The 22,234-nt window shown below is 67.7% G+C and carries 24 protein-coding genes and 1 pseudogene; 16 read left to right on the top strand and 9 right to left on the bottom strand.

Annotated elements, in window-relative coordinates:
- The first annotated feature begins 10 nt into the window (after positions 1-10).
- Together MTAB308_RS19955 and MTAB308_RS19950 are read left to right on the top strand one after the other, a co-directional pair.
- Entirely contained in the window at positions 11-1,072 is a 1,062-nt protein-coding gene (locus MTAB308_RS19955; RefSeq protein WP_216823684.1) for a Dyp-type peroxidase, read from the top strand.
- On the top strand, positions 1,069-1,866 hold the full coding sequence (locus MTAB308_RS19950) for a family 1 encapsulin nanocompartment shell protein (RefSeq protein WP_066916003.1): 798 nt from the start codon (positions 1,069-1,071) through the stop codon (positions 1,864-1,866). Before MTAB308_RS19955 ends, MTAB308_RS19950 begins: the two co-directional genes overlap by 4 nt.
- A gap of 129 nt (positions 1,867-1,995) precedes the next feature.
- On the opposite strand, the gene MTAB308_RS19945 is transcribed toward MTAB308_RS19950, so the two are convergent.
- Positions 1,996-2,895, bottom strand: a complete 900-nt coding sequence (locus MTAB308_RS19945; RefSeq protein ID WP_077101443.1) for a LysR family transcriptional regulator — start codon at positions 2,893-2,895, stop codon at positions 1,996-1,998.
- 163 nt (positions 2,896-3,058) lie between these two features.
- Between MTAB308_RS19945 and MTAB308_RS19940 the strand changes: the two genes are divergently transcribed.
- Complete coding sequence (locus MTAB308_RS19940; protein ID WP_077101442.1) at positions 3,059-3,799, top strand: SDR family NAD(P)-dependent oxidoreductase; 741 nt, start codon at positions 3,059-3,061, stop codon at positions 3,797-3,799.
- Positions 3,800-3,813: 14 nt separating this feature from the next.
- On the opposite strand, the gene MTAB308_RS19935 is transcribed toward MTAB308_RS19940, so the two are convergent.
- Entirely contained in the window at positions 3,814-5,517 is a 1,704-nt protein-coding gene (locus tag MTAB308_RS19935; RefSeq protein WP_077101440.1) for an MOSC domain-containing protein, read from the bottom strand.
- A 298-nt stretch (positions 5,518-5,815) separates the two neighbouring features.
- Between MTAB308_RS19935 and MTAB308_RS19930 the strand changes: the two genes are divergently transcribed.
- The 8 genes from MTAB308_RS19930 to MTAB308_RS19895 all read left to right on the top strand — a co-directional run bounded on the left by MTAB308_RS19930 (position 5,816) and on the right by MTAB308_RS19895 (position 12,969).
- Positions 5,816-6,688 (top strand): alpha/beta fold hydrolase, encoded by an 873-nt coding sequence (locus tag MTAB308_RS19930; protein WP_066916011.1) that lies wholly within the window; start codon positions 5,816-5,818, stop codon positions 6,686-6,688.
- Between the two features lie 75 nt (positions 6,689-6,763).
- The gene (locus MTAB308_RS19925) at positions 6,764-7,447 is read left to right on the top strand and encodes a TetR/AcrR family transcriptional regulator (protein ID WP_077101438.1); all 684 of its coding nucleotides are present in this window, start codon (positions 6,764-6,766) and stop codon (positions 7,445-7,447) included.
- Entirely contained in the window at positions 7,440-8,096 is a 657-nt protein-coding gene (locus MTAB308_RS19920; protein ID WP_066916094.1) for a TetR/AcrR family transcriptional regulator, read from the top strand. The genes MTAB308_RS19925 and MTAB308_RS19920 overlap by 8 nt, the downstream gene beginning before the upstream one ends.
- A gap of 149 nt (positions 8,097-8,245) precedes the next feature.
- Positions 8,246-9,292 carry a zinc-binding alcohol dehydrogenase family protein gene (locus MTAB308_RS19915; protein ID WP_077101436.1) on the top strand — a complete coding sequence of 349 codons (1,047 nt, stop codon included), beginning with the start codon at positions 8,246-8,248 and terminating at the stop codon, positions 9,290-9,292.
- 54 nt (positions 9,293-9,346) lie between these two features.
- Positions 9,347-10,228: a DUF427 domain-containing protein gene (locus MTAB308_RS19910; RefSeq protein WP_077101434.1), complete on the top strand. Its 882-nt coding sequence runs from the start codon at positions 9,347-9,349 to the stop codon at positions 10,226-10,228.
- A gap of 95 nt (positions 10,229-10,323) precedes the next feature.
- Entirely contained in the window at positions 10,324-11,004 is a 681-nt protein-coding gene (locus MTAB308_RS19905; RefSeq protein ID WP_066916019.1) for a haloacid dehalogenase type II, read from the top strand.
- 36 nt (positions 11,005-11,040) lie between these two features.
- Entirely contained in the window at positions 11,041-12,495 is a 1,455-nt protein-coding gene (locus MTAB308_RS19900) for a dihydrolipoyl dehydrogenase family protein (RefSeq protein WP_077101433.1), read from the top strand.
- Positions 12,496-12,498: 3 nt separating this feature from the next.
- Complete coding sequence (locus MTAB308_RS19895; protein ID WP_066916023.1) at positions 12,499-12,969, top strand: cupin domain-containing protein; 471 nt, start codon at positions 12,499-12,501, stop codon at positions 12,967-12,969.
- Here MTAB308_RS19895 and MTAB308_RS19890 read toward each other — a convergent pair.
- Entirely contained in the window at positions 12,963-13,361 is a 399-nt protein-coding gene (locus tag MTAB308_RS19890) for a VOC family protein (RefSeq protein WP_066916025.1), read from the bottom strand. The genes MTAB308_RS19895 and MTAB308_RS19890 overlap by 7 nt on opposite strands.
- Before the next feature lie 108 nt (positions 13,362-13,469).
- Between MTAB308_RS19890 and MTAB308_RS19885 the strand changes: the two are divergent.
- A pseudogene (locus MTAB308_RS19885) lies at positions 13,470-13,696 on the top strand (UTRA domain-containing protein); the annotation flags it as partial.
- 46 nt (positions 13,697-13,742) lie between these two features.
- Here MTAB308_RS19885 and MTAB308_RS19880 read toward each other — a convergent pair.
- A complete protein-coding gene (locus tag MTAB308_RS19880; RefSeq protein ID WP_066916026.1) occupies positions 13,743-14,003 on the bottom strand; it encodes a hypothetical protein in 261 nt (86 codons plus the stop codon).
- 233 nt (positions 14,004-14,236) lie between these two features.
- Between MTAB308_RS19880 and MTAB308_RS19875 the strand changes: the two genes are divergently transcribed.
- Together MTAB308_RS19875 and MTAB308_RS19870 are read left to right on the top strand one after the other, a co-directional pair.
- On the top strand, positions 14,237-14,707 hold the full coding sequence (locus MTAB308_RS19875) for a YbjN domain-containing protein (RefSeq protein ID WP_066916027.1): 471 nt from the start codon (positions 14,237-14,239) through the stop codon (positions 14,705-14,707).
- 97 nt (positions 14,708-14,804) lie between these two features.
- On the top strand, positions 14,805-15,620 hold the full coding sequence (locus MTAB308_RS19870; protein WP_066916028.1) for a lysophospholipid acyltransferase family protein: 816 nt from the start codon (positions 14,805-14,807) through the stop codon (positions 15,618-15,620).
- Between the two features lie 26 nt (positions 15,621-15,646).
- Here the strand turns inward: MTAB308_RS19870 and purQ are convergent, their stop codons facing one another.
- The 3 genes from purQ to MTAB308_RS19855 are packed head-to-tail and all read right to left on the bottom strand — an operon-like array spanning position 15,647 to position 17,337.
- Positions 15,647-16,321, bottom strand: a complete 675-nt coding sequence (gene purQ, locus MTAB308_RS19865; protein ID WP_066916030.1) for a phosphoribosylformylglycinamidine synthase subunit PurQ — start codon at positions 16,319-16,321, stop codon at positions 15,647-15,649.
- Positions 16,318-16,557, bottom strand: a complete 240-nt coding sequence (gene purS, locus MTAB308_RS19860; RefSeq protein WP_066916032.1) for a phosphoribosylformylglycinamidine synthase subunit PurS — start codon at positions 16,555-16,557, stop codon at positions 16,318-16,320. Before purS ends, purQ begins: the two co-directional genes overlap by 4 nt.
- Positions 16,558-16,605: 48 nt before the next feature.
- Entirely contained in the window at positions 16,606-17,337 is a 732-nt protein-coding gene (locus tag MTAB308_RS19855) for an ATPase (protein ID WP_211145755.1), read from the bottom strand.
- Here MTAB308_RS19855 and MTAB308_RS19850 point away from each other — a divergent pair.
- Positions 17,314-17,952 carry an MBL fold metallo-hydrolase gene (locus MTAB308_RS19850; RefSeq protein WP_066916036.1) on the top strand — a complete coding sequence of 213 codons (639 nt, stop codon included), beginning with the start codon at positions 17,314-17,316 and terminating at the stop codon, positions 17,950-17,952. The two genes, MTAB308_RS19855 and MTAB308_RS19850, sit on opposite strands and share 24 nt — an antisense overlap.
- 49 nt (positions 17,953-18,001) lie before the next feature.
- Here MTAB308_RS19850 and MTAB308_RS19845 read toward each other — a convergent pair whose 3' ends face one another.
- Entirely contained in the window at positions 18,002-19,669 is a 1,668-nt protein-coding gene (locus MTAB308_RS19845; RefSeq protein WP_066916038.1) for an FAD-binding dehydrogenase, read from the bottom strand.
- 48 nt (positions 19,670-19,717) lie between these two features.
- Positions 19,718-20,422, bottom strand: a complete 705-nt coding sequence (locus MTAB308_RS19840) for a DUF2334 domain-containing protein (RefSeq protein WP_066916040.1) — start codon at positions 20,420-20,422, stop codon at positions 19,718-19,720.
- A gap of 209 nt (positions 20,423-20,631) precedes the next feature.
- Between MTAB308_RS19840 and MTAB308_RS19835 the strand changes: the two genes are divergently transcribed.
- A complete protein-coding gene (locus MTAB308_RS19835; RefSeq protein WP_077101432.1) occupies positions 20,632-22,230 on the top strand; it encodes a DHA2 family efflux MFS transporter permease subunit in 1,599 nt (532 codons plus the stop codon).
- The last annotated feature ends 4 nt before the right edge of the window (positions 22,231-22,234 follow it).

The following is a 22,234-nucleotide window of genomic DNA, read 5'->3' as shown; positions in this document are numbered from 1 at the left end:
GTTGACCATCATGGCTGTCGGGCGCCGAGGACTTCACGCTAGGGTTGCCAGAGTGCCTCCGGTCCAGCCGCAACCCATCCTCCAGCCGTTGACACCCGCCGCCATGTTTCTCGTTGTCACCATCGACGACGGCGGGGAGGCGACGGTGCACGACGCGCTGCCGAAGATCTCCGGATTGGTGCGCGCGATCGGCTTCCGCGAGCCGCCGAAACGGTTGTCGGCGATCGCCTCGATCGGCTCCGACGCCTGGGATCGCCTGTTTTCCGGGCCGCGTCCCGCCGAACTGCGTCCCTTCACCGCGCTGAACGGCCCGCGCCACACCGCCCCGGCCACGCCCGGGGACCTGTTGTTGCACATCCGGGCCGAGAGCTTGGACGTCTGTTTCGAGCTGGCCGACCGCATCCTGCGGGCGATGGCCGGCGCGGTCACCGTGGTCGACGAGGTGCACGGGTTCCGCTACTTCGACAACCGCGACCTGCTGGGGTTCGTCGACGGCACCGAGAATCCCGATGGCCCACTGGCCGTCAGCGCCACCGCCATCGGTGATGAGGATCCCGACTTCGCGGGCTCGTGCTACGTGCACGTGCAGAAGTACGTGCACGACATGTCGGCGTGGAACGCGCTGTCGGTCACCGAGCAGGAACTGGTGATCGGCCGGACCAAGCTGGAAGACATCGAACTCGGCGACGACGACAAGCCGGCCAACGCCCACATCGCCCTGAACGTCATCGAAGACGACGATGGCACCGAGCTGAAGATCTTGCGGCACAACATGCCCTTCGGTGAGCTGGGCAAGGGCGAATACGGCACGTACTTCATCGGGTATTCACGAACGCCGCGGGTCACCGAGCAGATGCTGGAGAACATGTTCCTCGGCGATCCGCCCGGCAACACCGACCGCATCCTGGACTTCTCCACCGCGATCACCGGCGGCCTGTTCTTCTCCCCCACCGCCGATTTCCTCGACGACCCACCGCCGTTGCCCGCGCCGCTGGTGACGGCGCGGCCGGCCGCCCCGGCATCTGACGACGGCTCACTCGCGATCGGCAGCCTGAAAGGAACCACTCGATGAACAACCTCTACCGCGACCTGGCACCGGTCACCGAAGCCGCCTGGGCCGAAATCGAATTGGAGGCCACCCGAACCTTCAAGCGCCACATCGCTGGGCGGCGCGTCGTCGACGTCAGCGAACCCGGTGGGCCGGTCACCGCGTCGGTCAGCACCGGCCGGCTGCTCGATGTCGAGGCGCCCACCGATGGCGTGGAGGCGCACCTGCGGGCCAGCAAACCCCTTGTCCGCCTGCGTGTTCCGTTCACCCTGTCACGCTACGAAATCGACAACGTCGAACGTGGCGCGCAGGACTCCGACTGGGACCCGGTGAAGGCCGCGGCCAAGAAGCTGGCGTTCGTCGAGGACCGCGCCATCTTCGAGGGCTACGCCGCCGGGTCGATCGACGGCATCCGCGGGTGCAGCTCCAACCCTCCGCTGACGCTGCCCGAGGATCCCCGCGACATGCCCGACGTCATCTCGCAGGCGTTGACCGGCCTGCGGCTGGCCGGCGTCGACGGCCCGTACTCGGTGCTGTTGGCCGCCGACGTCTACACCAAGGTGAGTGAGACCACCGAACACGGATATCCCATCCGCGAGCACCTGAACCGCTTGGTGGACGGGGACATCATCTGGGCGCCGGCCATCGACGGCGCCTTCGTGCTGACCACGCGCGGCGGCGACTTCGATCTGCAGCTGGGCACCGACGTCGCGATCGGGTACCTGCGCCACGACGCCGAGACCGTGCAGCTATATCTGCAGGAGACCCTGACGTTCTTGTGCTACACCGCCGAAGCGTCGGTCTGCCTGGCGCCGTAGGAGTTCATCGACGGCTATCGGATTCATCGATATCCGTTACCGCGGTTAGCGATAGCGGACGGGACTGCTCGCCGATTCGCTCCGTGCCGCCGGGCGCCGCTCGATCGTCAGGTAGCCTCGCCGGGCTGCTCAACCGTCGTCGGGCAGCTCGAACGAAGCGACGAGCCGGCCGATATCGCGGCGGCGCGAGTCGGCCGGCCACACCACCCAGGTGCGGCGCTCCAGGGGGCGTCCGACCAGCGGGGCCCATGTCACGTTGTCCGGCAACGGTCGAGGCTGGTCCGCCGGTGCAAGCGCGAAGGCATGACCGCCGCTCACCGCGGCGAACTTCACGTCGGCGATCAGCACGTGCCCGTCCGGTGCGGGCGGCCCGGTTTCGATGCCGTGGCTGCGCAGCGCCGCCGTGAGCTCGTCGTACCAGGCCGGACTGCTCGACCGCGGAAAACCCGTCCACCGTAGGTCTTTCAGGTCGTTCAGGGAGATCCCACCGGGCCCGACGCGGCCCGCGGCGATCGACGAATCCAGAAGGACGCCAAGGCTTTCGCGGGCCACCAGCATCGCGTCGAATTCGGACCCGGTGGGACGCTCGCGCACCAGGCCGACATCGAGCTCGTCGTCGCGCAGTGCGGCGAATTGCGCGGCCGTCGATAGATGACGCGGAACGACTCGCGTCTCGGGCGCCTCGGCCGCGAACTTGGCGAGCGCTCCGGGCAGCACGTGCGAGGCCAACTCCAGCGGGATGCCCAGCCTGATGACCCCGCTGGCCTCGCCGCCATAGCTGGACATCGTGCGCACCGCCTGCCGGTACCGGGCCAGGACGGCGCGCGCCTCCCCGAGCAGGGCCACGCCCGCCTCGGTGGGCCGCACGCCGGTGCTGACGCGCTCCAGCAGCCGAACCCCGATTTCGCGCTCGAGAGCGCTCACGGTCTGGGAAATCGCCGATTGGCTCACGTGCAGCCGGCGAGAGGCCGCCGACATGCCGCCCTCTTCCACGACGGCGACAAAGGCACTAAGTTCTCGCAACTCCATGGCTGGTAGCCGTTCCTGGCCAACTCCTTCCGCTATCCGCTCAGCTTAGTTAATGGCCGCCATCAGCAACGCCGATAGCCCGGCCGCCGGCGGCGGAATTAAATGGGTGGGCGGAGGCGCTGTTGGCTGCGGTATGTGCACTAATTCGTCGAGGAGGGCTCCGATGACAAAAACTCTTGAGGGTTCGATTGCACTGGTCACCGGCGCCACCGCAGGCATCGGGCGGGCCGTCGCGCTGCAACTCGCCGCGCTCGGCGCCGAGGTGGTGGTGCACGGGCGCAGTGCCGAACGCGGCGCCAAGACGGTGCAGGAAATCCAAAATGCCGGCGGCAAAGCGCGTTTCGTCGCGGCCGACCTTGCCGAGGCCGACGACGTCCGGCGCCTGGCGGCCGAGGTTGGCCCGGTCGACATCCTGATCAACAACGCCGGTGTGTACAAGTTCGGGACAACCGCCGACACCGACGACGCGTTCTTCGACGAACACATCAACATCAACCTGCGCGCCCCCTACATCTTGGTCGCGCAACTCGTGCCCGGTATGGCCGCGCGGGGCGGGGGCGTCGTCGTCAACCTGAGCACCATTGCCGCCGCGGTTCCGGCGCGGATGGGCGGCGTGTACGGCGCCAGCAAGGCCGGTGTCGAACTGCTGACCCGGGTTTGGGCCGACGAATTCGGCCGGTCCGGGGTGCGGGTGAATGCTGTGCAGGCCGGGCCGACCGAAACGCCCGGAACCGCGGCCACCCCCGGCCTCGCCGAAAGCTTCGCCACGGTAACCACGCTCGGCCGGGTAGCCGGGCCCGACGAAATCGCCAATGCCGTCACGTTTTTGGCGTCTCCGCAGGCCAGCTACATCAACGGCGCGATCGTGCAGGCCAACGGCGGACAACTGGCGATCGCCCCATAACGGCTCGACGGCCTTCAGAGGTCCAACACGAGATCACTGCACGGCGCGGCCGAGCAGATCAGCACCTTGCCCTCGCCGGGATCCTCCAGCGGTGGTTGCAGGTATGTCGTCGTCCCCGAAACGATGCCGGTGACGCACACGTGGCACACACCGCTTCGGCAGGCGAAACGCGTCGGGACATCGCACGCCTCGGCGAGGTCGAGGATGCTCGCGTAGTCCGGTGACCAATTGACCGTCAGCCCGCTGCGCGCGAAGCTGATCGACGGCCCGGCGCCCGGCGTGCCGTCGGGTGGATGGGGCGTTCGGCGTTCTCCGGTTTCGACAACACCGGGGTTGATCGCTGGCAGGGCACCGAAGAGTTCGCTGTGAATGCGTGCGGGGTCCAAGCCGGCGGCCGCGAGGTATTCGCGGATGTCTGCCATGAATTGTGTTGGGCCGCAGAGGTAGACGGTGGCCTCCGGCGGCAGGCCCAGCGCCGCGATCGACTCCTGGTCGAGGCGGCCCTGCGTCTCGGTGTAGAAGACGCGACGATGAGCGTGGGGCAACGGGTCGATGAGGGCGGTGACTTCGGTTGCAAATGGCTCGGTTTCGGGATTGCGGCTGGTGTGCAGCCACCAGACGTCGCGGCCGCTACCGGCCGCCGACAGCGCGTGCAGCATCGCCAGGACAGGGGTGGCGCCGATTCCGGCCGAAAAGAGGACGACCGGGCCGTTGTCCTCGGTGAGGTAGAAATCGCCGCGCGGCGCGGCCGCCTCGATCACCGATCCCGGCTGGATGTGGGCGTGCAGCCAGCGGCTCACCAGGCCGTGATCCTCGCGCTTGACGCTGATCCGGTACTCCCCCGCGGCGGGGTCACCCGACAGCGAGTAGCTGCGCAGCGGCGCGGGTTCGCCGGCTCCGGCAAGCCGCACCGGCAGGTATTGGCCCGGTAGCGGCGGGGGCAAGGCGGCGCGGTCCTCGGACTCGAGGCGAATCGACAGCACCTGGGGGCTTTCCCGGTGTATCTGGGTGACCCGCAACGGGCGAAATCCGGCCCAGGACGGTTCGACTCCGATCGGAGGCGCCGCGGCGCTCCCTGGCCCGGCCAGCATGTCACGGAAGGACTGTTGCCAGCCGGGGCTGAGCGCGGCGACGTCGACGACCTTCCGAAGTTGCTCGTCGTTGCGGTTCGGCAGGTACAACAGCGCGTCGACGTCGGCGACGCTGAGCTCATGACGGCCACGCCGGGTCCGCACGATGTCGTCGCCGGCGCGAACCGTGCCCTCGCTGATCACCCGGAAATAGAATCCCGGGCGGTGCTGGGAGACAAGCAGATTGGGCATCTTGGGTTCGCCCAGGCGCATACCGACCCGGAAGCAGGTAACACGCGGCTGGGTGACCTCGAATTCCGCCTCACCGATGCGGTAGCGGTCGCCGATGCAGACCTCGTCGTCACCGAGCCCGGTGATGGTGAAATTTTCACCGAACTGGCCGGGCCCCAGGTCGTCGCGACCCAGGTACGTCCTCCAGAACTCGTACGACTCCACCTGATAGACCATGACCGCGCGCTGTTCACCGCCGTGGCCGCCCAGGTCGCCCTGGCCGTCGCCGTCGAGGTTGAGGCGGCGCACCATGACCGGCCCCTGGACCGGGGTCTTCCATATCCCGGTGAAGACCGTTTTGCCCCGCCATTGGACGTCCTTGGGCATGCCCACGTTGATCGAAACGAGCCTGCCCACTGTGTCTCCTTGGTGCCCCGGGAAGAGCCTAGGTCATCCCGCGACGCGTTACCCACCCTGCGCTCGCTCCCCGGTCTGGCGGGCACACACCCGATCTCCCGAACTGGGATAGCCAGCCCAGAATATGCCAGGACGGATGAGCACGGCAACATACCGGTGCCATGGGCTGTTGCACACGACCACTTTGATGCATAATGGGTTGGATAACCCATAATCGCACCAGCGCGGTTCGGGAGCTTTCGTCGAACGCCGCGCTGGCGCTCGACGCCAATTGCGCCTGAGCCCAGGAGGATTCCCCATGGCGACCGTCCATCATCGCTACGCCACCGTCGACGGCCATCGACTGTTCTTCCGCGAGGCCGGCGACGCCGACGCCCCCGCGCTAGTCCTCTTGCACGGGTTTCCGACCAGCTCCTACATGTTCCGGAACCTGATACCGGCGCTCGCCGACCGCCACCACGTGATCGCGCCCGACCACCTCGGCTTCGGGCTCTCGGACGCGCCGCCGGTCGAGGAGTTCGACTACACCTTCGATGCGCTCACCGACCTGACCGAGGGACTGCTGCGCTCGCTCGGCATCGATCGACACGCCATGTACGTACAGGACTACGGCGCGCCCATCGGCTGGCGGCTGGCACTGCGAGATCCGTCCGCCATCACGGCGATCATCACCCAGAACGGAAACGGTTACGACGCCGGATTCGTCGACAGCTTCTGGAAGGTCGTGTGGGCCTATCAAAACGAGCCGACGCCCGACACCGAGGCCGCCGTACGGCAGTTCCTCACGCTCGACGCCACCCGGTGGCAATACCTCACCGGCGTCCCCGACGAGAGCCTGGTCGACCCGGAATCGTGGCATCACGACTACGCGCTGATCTCCCGCCCCGGCAACGACGAAGTGCAGCTGAAGCTGCTGCGCGACTACGCCACCAACGCCCCGCTCTATCCCCGCCTCCACGAGTACTTCCGCGCGACCCGGGTGCCGCTGCTGGCGGCGTGGGGCCGGGGTGACGAAATCTTCGGCCCCGCCGGCGCCGAGGCGTTCGCCGACGACTTACCCGACGCGGAGATCCACCTCCTCGACGGCGGGCACTTCCTGCTCGAGTCCGCACTGGACGAAGTCGCCGAGCTGATCCGCAACTTCCTCGCGAAGGTCCCCGCGGCCGCCTGATGGGCCCGCGGGCGCGCGGGCACCAATGGGTTGAATATCCCATAGCTCGCGAGGCCCGCGGGTTAGCCTGTCGCGATGGTCCATCCCGATGTTCACGCCGAACAACGGTTGACCGCCAAGGGGCGCGCCACCCGTGACCGAATCGTGGATGCGGCCGCCCAGCTGATCGTCACCGAGGGCCTGTCCGCGTCGAACATGGAGAACGTGCGCAGGGCGGCGTCGGTCAGCGGCTCGCAGCTCGCGCACTATTTCACCGACAAGAGCGCACTTATTCGCGCGGTGATCCGGCGTCAGATCGGCGTGGTCCTCGATTTTCACCGCCAACCCAGGCTGCACGGCCTGCGGTCATTCGACGACTTCGAGCGCTGGATCGACCTCAACTTGCGCTACCTCAGGCAGATCGGATACTTCGGCACGCCGACCTACCACGCCCTGGTGGCGCAGCTGGCGAAGTCCGACGAAGCAACGCGCGAGACGCTGGGGTGGGGCTATTGGCAGTGGGTCGAGCTGCTCGAGGAGGCGATCCAGCGGATGAAAGACGACGGCGCGGTGGTCCGGGATGCCGATCCACGACGGGTGGCGCTGGTCATCGTCAGCGCTCACCAGGGGGGAGGCACCCTGGCCTTCACCTATTGGGCGGAATGGCCGCACGCCGACGCCGTCCGCTTCGCGGTCAACTATCTGCGGACGTTCGCCACCGATGCCGCCGAACGGGTTCCGCGGCCCGCCCGGGGTCGCCGCGGGCGCCGACATGGCTGACGACGGTGCAGCGCGGTTCACCCGCAAGGGAATGGCGACCCGGGCCCGGATCGTCGGGGTCGCCGCCCGCCTGATGTTCGAGCGCGGCGTCGCCAACACCAGCATCGACCAGGTGCGCCGCCTCGCCGGCGTGGGTGGATCGCAGATCTCGCACTACTTCGACGACAAACGCGACCTGACCCGCCACGTCGTCGCCGCCCGGCGCGACGATGTACGGGCCTTCCATACCCAACCGTCGTTGGGCGGGCTCGACAGCATCGATGCTCTGCAGGCGTGGGCCGATGCGTGCGTGGCCGACATCGACGCCGTGTACCGCGTCGGCGGTTGCGTCTACGGCTCGTTGGCCGGTGAGCTGATCGACGCCGACGATGAGCTGCACGACGATCTTTCCACCGGCTACGACCAGTGGATCGGGCTGTTTCAGGCCGGCCTCACGGCGATGCAGCGCCGTGGCGACCTGCGCCCCGACGCCGACCCGCGACACCTGGCCGTGTCGCTGGTTGTCGCACACCAGGGCGGCGCGATGGTCACCTACGCGACCGGTGATCCCGACCCGCTGCGGGTCGCTGTCAACGCCGGCGTCGACTACGTGCGCTTATTCGCGGCGCCTCCCGCGCCGCGCAGGGCGCGCCGCCCAGCTAAATCCTGACCGGATTACCGGCGGCCCACCCTGGACATATTGGGTCTTCTGGCCCATAATATTGGGTTAGTTGGCCCATTCAACATGTGCGTACGGCGGGGCGTGATCGGGGCCAGTGCCGCGTCACCTGTCGAGATATCCGAAAGAAGAGGCAGCTAGTGTCCGCCCCCGAGTCACCCGACCTACCCACCGCGCCGTCGATGGTGCGCGAGCGGCCGGGTGGGGAAACCATGCGGGCGATCGTGCTCAAAGGCTTCGGCGGCCTGGACAGCCTCGTGTACACCGACATCCCCAAGCCGCTGCCCAAGGACGGCGAGGTGGTGATCGCGGTGAAGGGATTCGGAATCAACCACGCCGAGATGCACATGCGGCGCGGGGAATGGGCCGAGGCCGCCGAGGTCAGCGGCATCGAATGCGTCGGCGTCGTCGAGTCCTGTCCGGGGGGCGAGTTCCCGGTCGGAGCGAAGGTCGCGGCGTTGATGGGCGGTTTGGGCCGAACCATCAACGGCAGCTACGCCGAATACACCCGCGTGCGTGCGGCGAACGTCGCACGCGTCGAGTCCGACCTGCCTTGGTCGGACTTGGCGGCGCTGCCCGAAACCTATGCGGTCGCATGGACATGCCTCTTCCGCAACCTCGACCTTGATGCCGGACAGACGCTGGTGCTGCGCGGCGCGACGTCGTCGCTCGGGCAGGCCGCGCTCAAGATGGCCGTCGCCGCCGGCGCTCGCGTCATCGCCACCACGCGGAGCCGCGGACGCTTTTGCATGCTCGAGGAACTGGGCGCATCGCGCGTCGAGCTGGAGCAGCCCGACCTTGCCGCGCAGCTCCCGGAGGCAAAGGAGATCGACGCCGTGCTGGACCTCGTCGGGAACAGCACCATCCTCGACTCCCTCGACATGCTGCGTCGCGGCGGCACGGCCTGCCTGGCGGGCTGGCTGGGCGGGCTGGACCCCATCGGGGATTTCAACCCGTTGCTGCGCATGGCCAGCGGCGTGAACTGGAACTTCTTCGGCAGCTTCGTATTTGGGATGCCGGGTTTCCCGCTGTCGGACGTGCCCCTGCAAGGTATTGCCCGACGGGTCGCCGAGGGCAAGCTCGAAGCGAAACCGTCACGTGTCTTCTCCTTCGACGACATTCGCGAAGCGCACCGAGTCATGGAGTCGGGAGAAGCCGGCGGCAAGATGGTCGTCGTGGTGGGTTGATGCACAGCCGAAACAGCCGACTGAGCAATCGATTTCGGGGAGAGGAATACGACGATGGGTTTGGCATGGCAGCAAGGACCATTGGCATCCGGATCGATAGGACACTTCCTCACTGAGCAGCCGCTGCCGCCGCGGTTGTTGTTCGTCGAGCCGCTCCGGCGGCGCATGGGGGTGTGCTTCGCCGACCGGCGGATCGCCGAAAGTGACGACGTCATCCTGCTACACGAACCGGGCCGCTACCCGGTTGCCTACTTTCCCCTCGGCGATGTCGAGCCGGGAATTATGGTCGCCGAAGACCGGGTCACGCAGCACCGCGACCTCGGCGACACCCAGTGGTTCACCGTCAAAGTTCCGGAGCGAGACGCCAGTCACGCCGCCTGGCAACACACCGCGCTGCCGCCGCACGCGGCGGTTCTGGACGGGCGGCTGGCATTCGCCTGGCGCGCCATGGACGCCTTCTACGAGGAAGACGACCGAATCGTCGGGCATGCCGCCGACGCCTATCACCGCATCGACATCCGTTCCACTTCACGCCATCTCGTCGTCCGGGTCGGCGACCGGGTGATCGCGGACACGACGCTTCCGTTGGCGTTGTACGAATCCGGCTTCGCGCCCCGGTGGTATGTGCCCAGGAAGGACATCGACGAGAGCGCCCTCGAGCTTGTCGCGCTCCAGACCTTCTGCCCGTACAAGGGGATCTGCTCGTATTACGACATCGGCGGCCGCAAGCGCGCCGCCTGGTCCTACGTCGACGCCTGGCCGGAGGTGGGGCGGGTAGCCAATCTGGTGTCCTTCGAACCCGACAAGATCGACGTGTATCTCGACGGCAGACAGCTCCGGCTGGAGCCGGGCCAAACCGTCATACCCCACGGTGTTGACCGAGGCCTGGATACCGATGAAGTGCTCGGGAGGGCGACCACCGGGAGGACGGGATGACGGCGCCCGGCGAGGGCCCTGCGTGGCGATAATTGTATGAGTCTGATCGGGTGCTTGCGCCCGGAACGCTCCGTTGAGAATGCTGAGGCCCAGCCATGCCGACACCGTCCGTGCTTGTCTTCGACGTCAATGAGACGTTGGTGGATATCGAGTCGCTGGCACCGATTTTCGGAGAGAAGTTCGGTGACGAGCGGGTGCTTCGCGAATGGTTTTCCCAGCTTGTCATGTACTCGATGACCGTCACCTTGGCGGGCAATTATGTCGACTTCTCGACGCTCGCCCAGGGCGTGCTGCGGATGATCGGCGACATCTACGACGTCGCCATCACAGACGCCGACCTGCGTCGCCTGAAGACCGCCCTGCTTACCATGCCGGCGTACCCGGATGCTGCGGACGGGCTTGCCACCCTGCGCGACAACGGATTCCGCCTCGTCACCCTGACCAACTCGCCGCCCAACCCGAACGGGCCGACGGCGCTGCAGAATTCCGGGCTGGGCGACTTCTTCGAACTACAGTTGAGCGTCGATGCCCGTCGCGCCTTCAAGCCCGCTCCGGCGGTGTACCGGTACGTCTGCGAGACACTGGGCGTCGCTCCGGCTGATTGCATGATGGTGGCCGCACACGTGTGGGACACCCTCGGCGCGCAACATGTCGGCTATAGCTCGGCCCTGATCACCCGACCGGGCAATCCACCGTTGCCCGTCGACGGGCTGCCCCAACCGACCCTCGTGGTAAGCGACCTGCGCGAGCTGGCCGAGCGCCTCGTCGGGGGATAGAAAACCTACGGACAACTCGGGGAAGGAACTTCGACCATGGCCGCAGACATCGGACGGGACTACGACGTCATTGTGCTCGGGGCCGGGCCGATCGGGCAGAACGTCGCCGACCGCGCGCGCGCCGCTGGGCTGCACGTTGCGGTGGTCGAGCGCGAACTCGTCGGTGGCGAGTGTTCATATTGGGCCTGCGTACCCAGTAAAGCGTTGCTGCGGCCGGTCATCGCCGTCTCCGACGCCCGTCGGGTCGACGGCGCGCGCGAGGCGGTCAGCGGTTCGATCAGCAGCGCGGGCGTCTTCGGTCGGCGCGACCGCTACGTCAGCGACTGGGACGACAGCGGCCAAGCCGACTGGGTGAGAGGAATCGGCGCCACCCTGATACGCGGGCACGGGCGGCTGGCCGGTCCCCGACGAGTCGCCGTCAGCACGCCCGGCGGCGAGCAGCCGGTGCTGACGGCGCGGCATGCGGTCGTGGTCTGCACCGGCAGCCGGCCCGCGCTCCCCGACCTGCCCGGCATCACCGAGGCCAAACCGTGGACTAACCGCGAGGCCACGGGCAGCAGCTATGTCCCGGAGCGGCTCGCCGTTGTCGGCGCCGGCGGCGTGGGCGTCGAAATGGCCACCGCCTGGCAAGGATTGGGCTCCCAGGTGACCCTGCTGGCTCGCGGTTCGGGACTGCTGCCGCGGATGGAGCCCTTCGTGGGCGAACTCATCGCCCGCGGGCTGGCCGAATCCGGCGTGGACGTCCGCCTGGGGGCATCGGTGCGCGGGCTGCGTCGCGCCGAGGGCGGACGCGCGGTCCTCGAATTGGGCGACGGATCCGAATTGGCGGTCAGCGAAGTACTTTTCGCCACGGGGCGGGCGCCGCTCACCGACGACATCGGCCTCGAGACGGTCGGGCTGACACCAGGCAGCTGGTTCGACGTCGACGACACCTGCCGTGTGCGGGCCATCGAGGACGGGTGGCTCTATGGGGCGGGCGACGTCAATCACCGGGCCCTGCTCACCCATCAGGGCAAGTACCAAGGGCGCATCGCCGGTGCGGCGATCGGGGCCCGCGCCGCGGGACAGCCCTTGGACACCTCGCCGTGGGGCGTGCACGCGACCACCGCCGACCACTACGCCGTGCCCCAGGCCTTCTTCACCGACCCCGAAGCAGCCGCCGTCGGGCTGACCGCACGGCAGGCCGAGGACGCCGGCCACCAGATCCGCACGGTCGACGTGGAGATCGGAGACGTCGTCATGGGAGCCAAGCTCTACGCGGACGGATACGCCGGTCGGGCGCGGATGGTGGTCGATGCGGATCGCGGCCACCTGCTCGGTGTGACGCTGGTCGGTCCCGGGGTGACCGAGATGCTGCACTCGGCCACCATCGCCGTGGCCGGCCAGGTGCCCGTCCACCGGCTGTGGCACGCGGTCCCCTGCTTCCCCACGGTCAGCGAACTGTGGCTCCGACTGCTCGAGGCCTATCGGGACGCCGCGGACGATAATTGAGCCATGGCGACTCCAGACGGATTTCATCCCGACTTCGACGATGCGGCAGCGGCGGAGCTCACCCGCAACCGGGTGCACCACATCAAGGCGTCGGACCTCAGTTCCGACACCGCGCAATCGGAGGGCCTGCGCCGGTTTGCCGCGCTGTCCGGCACGTCGGTGGGCGCCGAGAAGCTGTGGATGGGCGAGACACACGCGTCACCGGCAACAGTGTCGTCGAACCACCATCACGGCGATTCGGAAACCGCGATCTACGTGCGAAGCGGCAACCCGGAGTTCGTCTTCCATAACGGCGTTGGGGAGGTTCGCATCTCCACCGCGCCCGGCGATTACGTCTTCATCCCGCCGTACCTGCCGCACCGGGAGGAGAATCCCGACCCGAATTCGTCCGCCGAGGTCGTGATCGCGCGCAGCACCCAAGAGGCCGTTGTGATCAACCTTCCCGAACTGTATCCGCTCAAAGAGTCTCAATAGACGGCGATTTCGATGAGGTTGCCGTCGACGTCACGGCAGTAGTGCGAGGTCATCGGCCCCAGCGCGCCGACCTTGGTTACTGGTCCCGCGACGACGTCGACCCCGCAGGCCCCGAGGTGGGCGCGCACCTCGTCGGCGGTCGCCTCGGTGATAAAGCAAAGGTCCTCGGAGCCGGCCGCCTCGACGGACCCGGTGACCCAGTCGGGATCGTCGTCGATTGCTCCGACCGGCCGCAGGTTGATCTTCTGATTTCCGAAGCACACGGCCGTTCTCTGCGAAGGCCCGAACGTCTCGCGCCGCATGCCCAGGACCCGCTCGTACCACGACGCGGTGGCCTCCAGGTCTCGGCAGTTCAGCACGATATGGTCGATCCGTTCCACCGCGAATCCCACGTTCAGTCCTTCCGATCGGTGTGGCGTTGTCAGTCCACTCGCCCCACCTTCGGGCGTGGCGCGCCGCGTTGACAACCTGCCACAAGACGTTTTTATTCGTCTCATGAGCAGCAGCGGCTCGGAGTTCGCGTCGCCCGGGCCGGGCACGAGATTCACGCCGCCGGCGCGTCTCTCGACGTGACCGGCGCCTTGGGCGTGCCGCTGGGGTCACCGGTGTTGGTCCTCGAGCGCACCAGCTACGGCGAGGGCGACAAGCCCCTCGAGGTGGTCGAATTTCATTATCGGCCAGAGCGGTACCGTTTTTGGTCACGCTGCCGAGAACGGCGCCGGGGTAGTCGAGCGCGATCGCGCGTGAACGCAGCGGCCGCGCCGCTGTCCTCGCTAGCCCATCGTCAGAATCGCCATTGCGGCCAGCGCGATGATGGTCCCAAGGGCCACCAGTATCACCGTGATCGCAGCGCGCACGATTTCGTCTTCGCTGGGTCGCCAGCGCGGCATGGCGGTTTCGACTCGCCAGGCCAGTGCCCTGCCTCTGGTGGCCACGGCAGTCCCGGCGCTGAGCATCGATTCACCGTCGGCATCCTCATGCCCGTTCATCGGGTAGCCGGAACCCAGGGCGTGCGTAGGCATCGCGGTGGTCATGTCGGCCAGCCCCGACGATGCGCGCCCCCGGATTGGTCATTTGCGGTCAACGACGACACCCCCTGTTCCTTCTCTAGCCAACGGTAGAAAGGTGAAGTCACTATTGGGACTAAGGCGACTAACGGTACGAGCACACAGCCGTCGCTTCGCTCAGCCGATTCTCAACAATTTCTTGGGTCGCGGCTAGCTCGGCTCCCAGGATCTGCAAAGCCGCCGGCCTCACCATCTAACTCATGACGAGTCAGCCGCTCTGCGCAGACCTGGTCGAACGCTACCTGTGCACGCGCGGCAGCCGGTATTTCCGGGGCCACCATGACGGCGAGTTTTTCTACGTCGCCAATACCCGCCCGCGGAGGCTGCACGTCCACCTCGAGGTCTGCCCGACGCACGGCGACGTGCTGATGATCCGGGTGACACCCGCATGTTTTTTCCCCGCCAGCGACCGTCCCTGGCTGACACACTTCGCCGACACGTGGAACGCGCAGGACCGCGGGGTCATCGCGATCGTGCACGGATCATCCGACCCGCAGCGCATCGGCGTGGTGGCGCGCAGGTCGCAATGGATCCGAAAGGGCGTTTCTTTCGACGACTTCGCATCCTTCGTTGACGCCGCCATCGCGGACGCGATCGACCTGTTCGGCCAACTGGCCCCCACCGTCGAATTGCCGTCGGCGGGGCATCCGATGCTGCTCGACGCCGGCTGAGCGTAACGCCACGGCGAAATCATGGGCGGTATTTCGCGGTGGCGTTACGCTCGCGCCGACGTTTAAGGCCCCCGTCGCAGCGGGCAACCGCTAGCAAATGACAGCCACACAGCGCCGGGCGGCCCACAACGACGAGACCGTCAAGTGGGATTCGGCCCTTATCCGGCAGGTCGCCAAGACTCTGGGACCCGTCGTCAAGCGGTGGTATCGCGCCGAGGTGCGCAACGTGGGCAACGTCCCCGCGACCGGTGGGGCGCTCGTGGTGTCCAACCACTCGGGCGGCATGCTGACACCCGACGTGCTGATCTTCGCGCCGGCCTTCTACGACAGGTTCGGCTACGAACGCCCCGTCTACACGCTGGCTCACTACGGCCTGTTCATCGGCCCGCTGGACGGATGGCTGCGCCGCCTCGGGGTCATCGAGGCGAGCCGGGAAAACGCTGCCACCGCCCTGCATTCGGGCGCGGTCGTGCTGGTTTTCCCCGGCGGCGATTACGACTCCTATCGACCCACCTTCAGCGCGAACACCATCGACTTCAACGGCCGCACCGGCTACGTGCGGACCGCCATCGAGGCGGGGGTGCCGATCGTGCCGACCGTGTCCATCGGCGCCCAGGAGACCCAGCTGTTCCTTACCCGCGGCAACTGGCTGGCGCGCAAGTTGGGGCTCACCAAGGCCCGCATGGACATCCTACCCGTGAGCTTCGGCTTCCCGTTCGGTCCGAGCGTGATCTTCCCGCCCAACCTGCCGCTGCCGGCAAAGATCGTCACCGAGGTGCTTGACCCGATCGATGTCACCGTCCGCTTCGGCAACGACCCCGACGTCGACGAGGTCGACGCCCACGTGCGCGGGGTGATGGAGTCCGCGCTCAGGCGGCTGGCCGCTCAGCGCCGCTTCCCCGTGCTTGGCTGAATTCCGCTGTGCGGCGGAGTTTTCGGCTAAGCGGCCAGCACGGCGTCCAGCGCCGAATAGAACAGGCCCAGGCCGTCGTCGGAGGGGCCCGTCAGCGCTTCGATGGCGTGCTCGGGATGCGGCATCAGCCCGACGACGCGACCGTTGGCGGAGCTGATGCCGGCAATGTCATGCAGCGAGCCGTTGGGGTTGTCGTGGTAGCGAAACACCACCCGGCCCTCGCCCTCCAGCTCGTCGACCACGTTCTCCGGCGCAACGTAGCGGCCCTCGCCGGACTTCAGTGGCACCAGCAGGTCCGCATCGGGCTCGAAGCGCGACGTCCAGGCTGTCGAGGTCGACGCCACCCGCAGCCACACATCGCGGCACACGAAGTGCAACCCCGCGTTGCGGGTCAGGGCCCCCGGCAGCAGCCCGGCCTCGCAGAGCACCTGAAAACCGTTGCAAATGCCCAAGACCGGCATGCCGCGCCCCGCGGCGTCGACCACTTCGGCCATCACGGGGGCGAACCGGGCGATCGCGCCGGCCCGCAGGTAGTCGCCGTAGGAAAAGCCGCCGGGCACCACCACGGCGTCGACTCCCTTGAGGTCGGCGTCGGCGTGCCACAGAGCGACCGCCTCGGCCCCGACGCGCCGCGCCGCGCGGGCGGCGTCCACGTCGTCGAGCGTCCCGGGGAAGGTGATGATGCCAATCCGCGCCGTCACTGCGGCTCCCGGCTGATCGTCCAGTCCTCGATCACCGTGTTCGCCAACAGCGATTCGGCGATCTCGGCGAGCTCGGCGTCACCGATTGTGTCATCCACCTCGAGCTCAAACCGCTTGCCCTGCCTGACATCTAAGATACCGGGGTGGCCGAGCCGCCCCAGCGCACCGACAATCGCCTGACCCTGCGGGTCCAGAATCTCCGCTTTGGGCATCACATGAACGACCACCCGGCTCACTGGCGCTCCTCCTCAGAGTTCATCTCGGCGCCAACTCTACCGGCAGGGTCACGGGCACGAGGCGATGTAGGCGTCGCACAGCGGCGCGGTCAGTGCGTTCAGCACGGAGTCGTCCGCCATCGCCGGCCAGGACACCTGCGGCGGCCCCGACGACCACAGCGTGAGCTCGGTGATGGTGCTGCTCGCCACGTGGGCGACCAGGTAGGTGTGCATGACGACCGGACCGCTGATGACCGCCGCCATCCGGTTCGTTTCGTCGGTGGTGATCGACGGCGACTCCGCCGGTGCGCGCTGCTGGCAGGCGCGAAGCGCGCCGACGGCAGTGCTGAACACCGAAGCCGCCAGCTGGCCGCCGCGGGCCGTGTCGCCGCGCCAGTGCAGGATCTGAGCCTGCAGCTGCCACTGACCGTCCGGGTGAGTCACCGTCACGCGGGCCGCGACCGCGTAGTCGCGGGGATCCCGCGGCAGCGCCGGTGAGTCACACAGCTCCTCGAACCGAAACCTCGCCGTCCCCGTCCCGGTCAGGGGGACCGCCGCACCGGCCAGCGGGGGCCAGCCGTAGACCGCGTCCAGCGGCACCGCGTGCTGCGGTATCCACGCGGTATTCGGGATCTGGTCGCAGGTGGTCGGGCAAGTCTCCGGGTCTGCCTGCGCGGGAATCACGGCAATCAGGGCCACCGCGAAGCCACCGACGAGCAGCATCGTGGCCAGGATCACCCGCATCGCATCACCCTTCGTCGGGGCACAATCGTAGTCATGCAACTGACGCATTTCGGCCACTCATGCCTACTTGCCGAGTTCGACAACACCCGTGTGCTTTTTGATCCCGGTACCTTCGCGCACGGTTTCGAGGGAATCACCGGCCTGAGCGCCATCCTGATCACCCACCAGCACCCCGACCACGTCGACGTCGGGCGGCTCCCGTCGCTGCTCGAGGGCAACCCCGACGCGGCGCTCTACGCCGATCCGCAAACCGCCGAGCAGCTGGGTGCGCCGTGCCGGGCCGTGCACGTCGGCGACGAGCTGCAGATCGGGCAGCTGACCGTGCGGGCCGTCGGCGGCCGGCACGCCGTGATACATCCGGAAATCCCGGTGATAGAGAACATTTCGTTTCTGGTCGGCGACTCAGAGCATCCGGCGAGGCTGATGCATCCCGGCGATGCGCTCTTCGTTCCCGACGAGCCGGTGGACGTCTTGGCCACTCCGGCGGCGGCCCCGTGGATGAAGATCGCCGAGGCCGTCGACTACCTGCGCGCGGTGGCACCGGCCCGCGCGGTACCCATCCACCAGGGCATCGTCGCCCCGGATGCCAGGGGCATCTACTACGGCCGGCTTTCCGAGATGACCAGCACCGACTTCCAAGTGCTGCCCGAGGAAAACGCGGTCACCTTTTAAGCGCGGGCTGGCGGCACCGCCCGCTTGCCGCTTGGGCGAGCAGACGGAGCTAGGTGATGTCGTCGGCGGCGCCGCGGCCCGCCGCGCGGCCCGAGAAGATGCAGCCGCCCAGGAAGGTGCCCTCCAGCGCCCGGTAGCCGTGCACGCCGCCGCCGCCGAATCCGGCCACCTCGCCGGCCGCGTACAGCCCGGAGAGCGGGGTGCCGTCGCCCTTGAGCACCCGCCCGGCCAGGTCGGTCTCGATGCCGCCCAACGTCTTTCGGGTCAGGATGTGCAGCTTAACCGCGATCATCGGCCCGGCCTTCGGATCGGTCAACCGGTGCGGCGCGACCACCCGGCCCAGCCGGTCCCCGATATAGCCCCGGGCGGCCCGGATCGCCGTGATCTGGCTGTCCTTGGTGTACCTGTTGGCCACCTCACGGTCGCGGGCGGTGACCTCGGCCTCGACCGTGGCGTAGTCGAGCGGCTCCACGTCGGGCAGCTTGTTCATCGCCGTCACCAACTCGCGCAAGGAGCCCGCGCTGACGAAATCCACGCCCCGGTCGACAAAGGCCTGCACCGGCCCCGGCGCCCCGGAGCTGGCCCGATTACGTAGCAGCTCGCGCACGCTCTGGCCGGTCAGATCGGGATTCTGCTCCTGACCGGACAGCGCGAACTCCTTCTCGATGATCTTGGCGTTCAACACAAACCAGGTGTAGTCATGCCCAGACTGGGTGATGTACTCCAGCGTGCCCAGAGTGTCGAAGCCGGGATACAGCGGGACCGGCAACCGCTTACCGGACGCGTCCAGCCACAGCGAGGACGGCCCCGGAATGATCCGGATGCCGTGCAGCGGCCAGATCGGGTCGTAGTTGGTGATGCCCTCGGTGTAATGCCACATCCGGTCGGGGTTGATCACCCGCGCGCCGGCCCGTTGGGAAATTGCGATCATCCTACCGTCGACATGCGCAGGTACCCCGGCGAGCAATTGCTCGGGAACCCGGCCCATTCGCTTGGGCCAATTCTTTCGCACCAGCTCGTGGTTGCCGCCGATGCCCCCGCTGGTGACCAGCACCGCGGGGGCGCGAAACTCGAATTGGCCCAGCGCTTTCCGCGACGAGGCCACTCCGCGCGCCGCGGGCGACGGCTCCAGCACGGTGCCGCGGACGCCGGTCACCGCGCCACCTTCGACGATCAACTCGTCGACCTGGTGGCGATGGGCGAAGCGCACCGTGGAGCGGTCGCGCAACTGACGCGCGAAGATTTCCACCAACGCCGGCCCGGTACCCCACGTGATGTGGAAACGCGGCACCGAGTTGCCATGCCCCTGAGCACCGTAACCGCCGCGCTCCGCCCAACCCACCAGTGGAAAAATCTTGTGCCCGCGGGCACGCAGCCAGCTGCGTTTCTCCCCGGCCGCGAAATCGACGTAGGCATGCGCCCATTGGCGCGGCCAGTAGTCTTCGGGCCGGTCGAACGCCGCGGTGCCGAGCCAATCCTGCAGGGCGAGTTCATGACTGTCGCGGATGCCCAGCCGGCGCTGCTCCGGGCTGTCGACAAAGAACAAGCCGCCGAACGACCAAAACGCCTGCCCGCCCAGGTTGGCGCTGTTCTCCTGGTCGACGATCAGCACCCGCAGCCCGCGCTCCACCAATTCGCACGCGGCTACCAGGCCCGCCAGCCCGGCACCGACGATGACCGCGTCAGCGGCGAAATCCGAGCCCCAAGATTCGCTCATGTAGCACCAGGGTAATGCCCCCGGGCGGGGGCCGATCAGGCGCTTGGATCAGGCCGCGTCGAGGATCGCCTTGCTGGACCGCCACCGGTACACCGTGGGCGCGCAACCGTGCATCTGAGCGAGGTCGACGGCGTCCAGCATCGCCTGCAGCGGGCCGGGCTTGCGCAATTGATGCGCGGCCACCGCCACCCGCACGATGCCGCCGCGGCGCGCGATCCGCTCCGCGGACAGCACCACCATGCGGCACCACCACGGCTCGGTCAGGAAGCCCTCGCCGATGCCCAGCACCCGCGTGCGCTCGGTGCTGCGCCGGACCAGGTCGGTGATCCCATGCAGATCGGCGAGCAACCGGAAGCCGTTCTGTGGCAACGCCTTGACGACGCCGGGTGACACCACCCAGCCCGGCGCCGCGAACAACCGGGTGCGCAGGCCGAGGTGCTCGAGCACCCGATCGGCGCCCATCAGTCGCAGGTTGGCCTCGTGGGCGCGCAGGACCGCGAATTCTCCGCGGCGCTTCTTGGTGGCGGGGTCGTCGTAGCCGTGCAGCACGATGGCGTCGCCGCCGGCCCGCCGGGCGGTCAGCCAGTCGACGGTGTGCGGGTCCCGGTCGAGCCGGTAATCACCCTTGAGCCGTGGAGCAACCAGCAATGAGACCGGAACTTCGCGGGCGTCCATTTGCGCGCAGAACGCCGCGACGTCGTCCAGGGTGCGTTCGCCAATCCCCGACACCGAGACGATCAATTTTCCAGACACACCCGCAGTTTGACGATGCCAGGTGTCGGGATGGTGAAGGACACGCAGACAGCAGGCGTATATCGGCCCAGGTCGGCGCCGCCCGGAAGCCGCAAAACGGGCCGCGCCGGTGGGCCGGAACCCGCCCGAAAGGACCCGCCCGCACGCCCGGTCAGCAAACGCGTCCCGGCGCGGGCCGGCGCGATCGATTCGATATGCTAAGCAACGCCATGGACAAGGCCCGATCAGCAGCGGCCGACACCGCGCCGCCCACCGCTTCAGCACAGCCGCCGGGCGCCCATGCCTTCCCGGCCAAGCTGGACGCGGGGCTGTTGCGGATCTCCGGGGTGTGCCTGTTGGCCACGGTGATGGCGATCCTGGACGTCACGGTCGTCGCCGTCGCGCAACGCACCTTCATCGATCAATTCGGATCGAGCCAGGCCGTGGTCGGTTGGACCATGACCGGCTACACGCTGGCGTTGGCGTCGGTGATTCCGTTGACGGGGTGGGCGGCCGACCGCTTCGGCACCAAACGGTTGTTCATGGGATCGGTGGTGGCGTTCGCCCTGGGTTCGCTGCTGTGCGCGGTGGCCTCAACGATTGTGCAGCTCATCGTGTTTCGAGTGGTCCAGGGGATCGGCGGCGGCATGCTGATGCCGCTGGGATTCATGATCATGACCCGCGAAGCGGGCCCCGCCCGCCTCGGCCGTCTGATGTCCATCCTGAGCATCCCCATGCTGCTCGCCCCGATCGGTGGGCCCATCCTGGGCGGCTGGCTCATCGACACCTCCAGCTGGAGGTGGATTTTCCTGATCAACCTGCCGATCGGGCTCGTGACGCTGGTCCTGGCGGCGATCGTGTTCCCCGGCGATCAAGCGGCGCGGTCGGAAACGTTCGACGTCGTCGGTGGATTGCTGCTGTCGCCGGGGCTGGCCACGTTCCTGTTCGCGGTGTCGTCCGTCCCGCGCTGCGGGACCGTGGCCGATCGTCGTGTCTTGCTTCCGGCGGTCGTCGGCCTGGCCTTGATTGCCGCGTTCGTCGTGCACGCGCGGCGCCGTGCCGATCACCCACTCATCGATCTGCGGCTGTTCCAGAACAAGGTGATCACCCAGGCCAATGTGACGATGCTGCTGTTCGCCACCGCCTTTTTCGGCGCGGGCCTGCTGCTGCCGAGCTACTTCCAGCAGGTGCTGCACCAGACGCCCATGCAGGCCGGCGTGCACATGATCCCGCAGGGGCTGGGCGCCATGCTGACCATGCGGCTGACCGGGCCGCTGGTGGACAGGCAGGGGCCGGGCAAGATCGTGCTGGTCGGCATCGCGTTGATCATTGCGGGCCTGGGCACCTTTGCCCTCGGGGTGGCCAAGCAGACCCCGTACCTACCCACACTGCTGGTCGGGTTGGCGATCACGGGCCTGGGCATGGGCTGCACCATGATGCCGCTGTCCGTCGCGTCGGTGCAGGCGCTGTCCCCGCACCAGATCGCCCGCGGCACAACGCTGATGAGCGTCAGCCATCAGGTGGGCGGTTCGATGGGAACCGCGTTGATGTCGATGGTCCTCACCAACCAGTTCAACCACAGCGAGAACATCGCCGCGGCACGTAAACTGGCGACGCTCCAACAGAAGGCGGCCGCCACCGGCGTGCCGGTCGACCCGTCCGCGGTGCCCCCGCAGACGCTGGCCCCGGGCTTCCCGGGCAGCGTGCTGCACGACCTTTCGCACGCGTACACACTGGTATTCGCGATCGCGGTGGTGTTGGTGACGTTCACCATCATCCCGGCGGCGTTCCTACCGAAGCAGCCGGCCATTCAAACGGCCCACGACTAGCGCC

Origin of the sequence: Mycobacterium terramassiliense, assembly GCF_900157385.1 — a bacterium.
Lineage (GTDB): Bacteria > Actinomycetota > Actinomycetes > Mycobacteriales > Mycobacteriaceae > Mycobacterium > Mycobacterium terramassiliense.
This window is presented reverse-complemented; position numbering and strand designations above follow the sequence as displayed.

Excerpts from the sequence above, each read along its gene's own strand:
- MTAB308_RS19955 (WP_216823684.1), top strand. The coding sequence starts at position 11 with ATGGCTGTCGGGCGCCGAGGACTTCACGCTAGGGTTGCCAGAGTGCCT.
- MTAB308_RS19950 (WP_066916003.1), top strand. The coding sequence starts at position 1,069 with ATGAACAACCTCTACCGCGACCTGGCACCGGTCACCGAAGCCGCCTGG.
- MTAB308_RS19945 (WP_077101443.1), bottom strand. The coding sequence starts at position 2,895 with ATGGAGTTGCGAGAACTTAGTGCCTTTGTCGCCGTCGTGGAAGAGGGC.
- MTAB308_RS19940 (WP_077101442.1), top strand. The coding sequence starts at position 3,059 with ATGACAAAAACTCTTGAGGGTTCGATTGCACTGGTCACCGGCGCCACC.
- MTAB308_RS19930 (WP_066916011.1), top strand. The coding sequence starts at position 5,816 with ATGGCGACCGTCCATCATCGCTACGCCACCGTCGACGGCCATCGACTG.
- MTAB308_RS19925 (WP_077101438.1), top strand. The coding sequence starts at position 6,764 with ATGGTCCATCCCGATGTTCACGCCGAACAACGGTTGACCGCCAAGGGG.
- MTAB308_RS19920 (WP_066916094.1), top strand. The coding sequence starts at position 7,440 with ATGGCTGACGACGGTGCAGCGCGGTTCACCCGCAAGGGAATGGCGACC.
- MTAB308_RS19910 (WP_077101434.1), top strand. The coding sequence starts at position 9,347 with ATGGGTTTGGCATGGCAGCAAGGACCATTGGCATCCGGATCGATAGGA.
- MTAB308_RS19905 (WP_066916019.1), top strand. The coding sequence starts at position 10,324 with ATGCCGACACCGTCCGTGCTTGTCTTCGACGTCAATGAGACGTTGGTG.
- MTAB308_RS19900 (WP_077101433.1), top strand. The coding sequence starts at position 11,041 with ATGGCCGCAGACATCGGACGGGACTACGACGTCATTGTGCTCGGGGCC.
- MTAB308_RS19895 (WP_066916023.1), top strand. The coding sequence starts at position 12,499 with ATGGCGACTCCAGACGGATTTCATCCCGACTTCGACGATGCGGCAGCG.
- MTAB308_RS19880 (WP_066916026.1), bottom strand. The coding sequence starts at position 14,003 with ATGACCACCGCGATGCCTACGCACGCCCTGGGTTCCGGCTACCCGATG.
- MTAB308_RS19875 (WP_066916027.1), top strand. The coding sequence starts at position 14,237 with ATGACGAGTCAGCCGCTCTGCGCAGACCTGGTCGAACGCTACCTGTGC.
- MTAB308_RS19870 (WP_066916028.1), top strand. The coding sequence starts at position 14,805 with ATGACAGCCACACAGCGCCGGGCGGCCCACAACGACGAGACCGTCAAG.
- MTAB308_RS19850 (WP_066916036.1), top strand. The coding sequence starts at position 17,314 with ATGCAACTGACGCATTTCGGCCACTCATGCCTACTTGCCGAGTTCGAC.
- MTAB308_RS19845 (WP_066916038.1), bottom strand. The coding sequence starts at position 19,669 with ATGAGCGAATCTTGGGGCTCGGATTTCGCCGCTGACGCGGTCATCGTC.
- MTAB308_RS19835 (WP_077101432.1), top strand. The coding sequence starts at position 20,632 with ATGGACAAGGCCCGATCAGCAGCGGCCGACACCGCGCCGCCCACCGCT.